The organism is Moorena sp. SIO3I6 (genome assembly GCF_010672095.1).
Genome location: NZ_JAAHHU010000537.1, coordinates 1 through 2,898, shown reverse-complemented (window position 1 = coordinate 2,898; position 2,898 = coordinate 1). Strand labels below are relative to the sequence as shown.

3 protein-coding genes are annotated in these 2,898 nt (G+C 38.1%); all 3 read right to left on the bottom strand.

What is annotated here, in order from left to right; translation table 11 throughout:
- Window positions 1-544 precede the first annotated feature (544 nt).
- Window positions 545-1,096 (bottom strand): Nif11-like leader peptide family RiPP precursor, encoded by a 552-nt coding sequence (locus tag F6K49_RS39120; protein WP_293105929.1) that lies wholly within the window; start codon window positions 1,094-1,096, stop codon window positions 545-547.
- 385 nt (window positions 1,097-1,481) lie between these two features.
- Window positions 1,482-2,099, bottom strand: coding sequence for a 2OG-Fe(II) oxygenase (locus F6K49_RS39115; RefSeq protein ID WP_293105927.1), 618 nt, complete (start codon window positions 2,097-2,099; stop codon window positions 1,482-1,484).
- A gap of 2 nt (window positions 2,100-2,101) precedes the next feature.
- Window positions 2,102-2,898: hypothetical protein (locus F6K49_RS39110; protein WP_293105925.1), on the bottom strand; the 797-nt coding region annotated here is incomplete at its 5' end.

The window sequence follows — 2,898 nt, the reverse complement described above, 5'->3', positions numbered from 1 at the left end:
ACAAACGTTGCTTTTTCTCTAGCAGTTACTTCAACTTCACTGGTAAGTACATTGTCTGAACCCAGAATATTAACCCAAGCTTCTAATGCTTTTGATACCTTCATACTTTTCCTATCTATACATTTATCTATACATTTACATAGATCTGCGCTCCGTAAGCATTCAGCTATCAGCTAATGCGCTACGCGCACGCTGCGCGAACAGCTATCAGCTAAAGGCCTGTGGCGACGCTGGAGGAGGAAACCGTTAAGAATACAAGAGGTAAGCCTTGGCCTTGGCCTTTGAGCTTTTACCCAGACTTTCAATTCTGATTAATTTCGAACTATTAAATTCTCCCGTAAGCGCGATGCGCACGCTACGCGAACAAGGTTTATTTTAAGTAAGCTGACGGCTGACAGCTGACGGCTGAATGCTTACTGCGCTCCTAAGAGCTTATTTATAAAGAAGCTAGCAATCACGGGGATGATTTGGAAATAATTGACCTGACATCCCCGTCATACTAATTATTAACTAGCTAGTTTTTTCTAACTTGTTTAGAAAACTGTTACCATTTTGATTTCTTACTTTTAGGACTATTCTCTTGGCCTACAACCTTGATATTAAACGGTGACCAACCTGCGGATAAAACTTCCAGTTGAGCATCGGATAACTCATCTTCCTGCTGTAAGTAAGCCAAGCCAGATTCTACGTCTTCTTCAGTTACATTGAAACCTTCAGCCACGGCAATCGCAACAACATCTGCTAAACCACCTGCTTCTTGTAGTTTATTGCGGAAGACTTCATTGGCTTCTACTGCTTCCACTAAAGCTTTAGCATTTTCACTCAGTTCAACAGGAGCTTCAGCAAATCCTAATTGCTGCTCTTGCATCACAGCCAAAAGTTCTTCTTCAGTGAAATCGTAACCCTTATTGGCGGCGATTTCTAATACGGTTGCAGGACCTTCAGCCGATTCGATTTGTGCTTTTAAAGCCTGGTCAGTTTCTGAGGCTTTGATTAAAGCTAATACTGATTCTCTGGACATGATTGTTTCCTTGCTATTGGTTGTCAACTTATCAGTTGATGGACAACAGTTACTTTTGTTAATGCCATCAATCAACTTACTAATAATATAGCTTAATTTTTAATAATTTGTCAACCCTTTAAATAAAAAATATACAAATAAAAAATGATTTTTTATTGACACCAAAAATTTACAAAGTATTTTAAAACCTTCTCAAAATACTTTGTAAATAGGTAAGCATTCAGCCGTCAGCCGTCAGCCGTCAGCATTCAGCTGACGTAACAAAGATTAAACGAATGCTTACTTGTTGTCTTGATGCAGTCGCTCATGGGGGAAACCCCCAAGACCGCGCTGCATCGCTTATTTAAAAGCTCAAAGCTCAAAGCTGAGAGCTGAGAGCTGAGAGCTGATAGCTGATAGCTGATAGCTGAGAGCTGATAGCTGATAGCTGATAGCTGATAGCTGATAGCTTACGACTTAGCTACTGATAAGCAAAGGATAAAGAGTTAAACTCTATTTTAAATTCAGGGATTTTCTTAAGTTTGGCTGAGTCCAAAGCATACTGTTCACAAACCAAACTCATCCGAACTTGTGAGGTTTTGACCTGATTGACTGAATGAGTTAAATTTCCTTGAAAATAAAGCAAGGAATTTTCTTGAGGTTTGATTGTCTGGATAGTAAAACTTCCTTTTTGTAACAATAGTTCTCCCCCTTCTAAATCCTCAGGAATTTTCACATAAAGAACACTGACAACAAGTGGAATGGTGTGACTCTCTACATAGCTAGAAATACTACAGTCCACATGACGTTTGACGTCCCCACCCCCTTGTAGGATTAAATGGTTAAGATAAAAGGCATTGCAGGTAGGTTTCAAAGTGGCTTGTAAATAGGGTTGAAGAAAAGGAAAATGTTGTTTCACCTGCTCTATTCCTGCCGCTTTAAAAACAACTGAGAAACCTTTAGTATTGCTAAAACTTTCACTGAGTTGATTTGCTCCTAAATAGGGAGAAGATAAAATGGCCTTTTGCAAGTCTTGGAGATAATCAGGGTTAAAGGCTTTCTCTCGAAGAGAGGAATATTGATTCCGAGTGATTTTCATGTTTATTTTCCTCCAACTAACTGCAAACTTTCAGTTACTTCTTCAGTACTCACTTTATTGTTATTTGTTGATAAGCGGACTAAGGTATTACCGATTCTCAACATTTTAGTTTCGTCCTTCTGAACAACTTTTGGATTAACCTCACTAGATTTCCATCGTTGAACTTCATACTGTCGAACTTTTTCAAAAATTTCCTGATAGGGAAATCTTTGATCGAGAGGATCTTTAACTTGTGAGCTATTTTCTTGATTTACTTCAATTGGCTTAATAATTCCGTAAGGAGTAGGTAGATACAATTTCTGGAAATTCCGATAGTAACCTCCCATATGAGCAGAATCCCATCCTTTAATTCCCTTACTCATACCGTAAAAATTAGAAGCAGCAATGCTTGTAAAAACATGGGCTAAAGGATTATACCCAGTGTGACACTCAATATTCTCTTCCGAAAAATCAAAGTAGTATTGTTGCGTTTCATCTGGGAATACAATTTCTAGCTGATAAATTAACTTCCAATGACAATACTCTAGAAATAAAGAGTCTTGCTTCTCCTTAATAAACTTAGGTAAATGACAGCAAATTTCCGAGCGAATCGTTTGCTTCATTTCCTCTAAATCATAGTTATCAGAATTATGATCAATCAGAAAATCACCAGTATTAGTGGGTGAGAAACGTAAGTCATAGCGATCATCCTCTACCATTTGCACAAAAGAAGACTTTTGTTTCATGTAGCTAAGTTCGCCATTTTTGAAAGTAACGACATCCCCTGGATTGAAAGGAAAAACATTTTCTCCAACTTCTG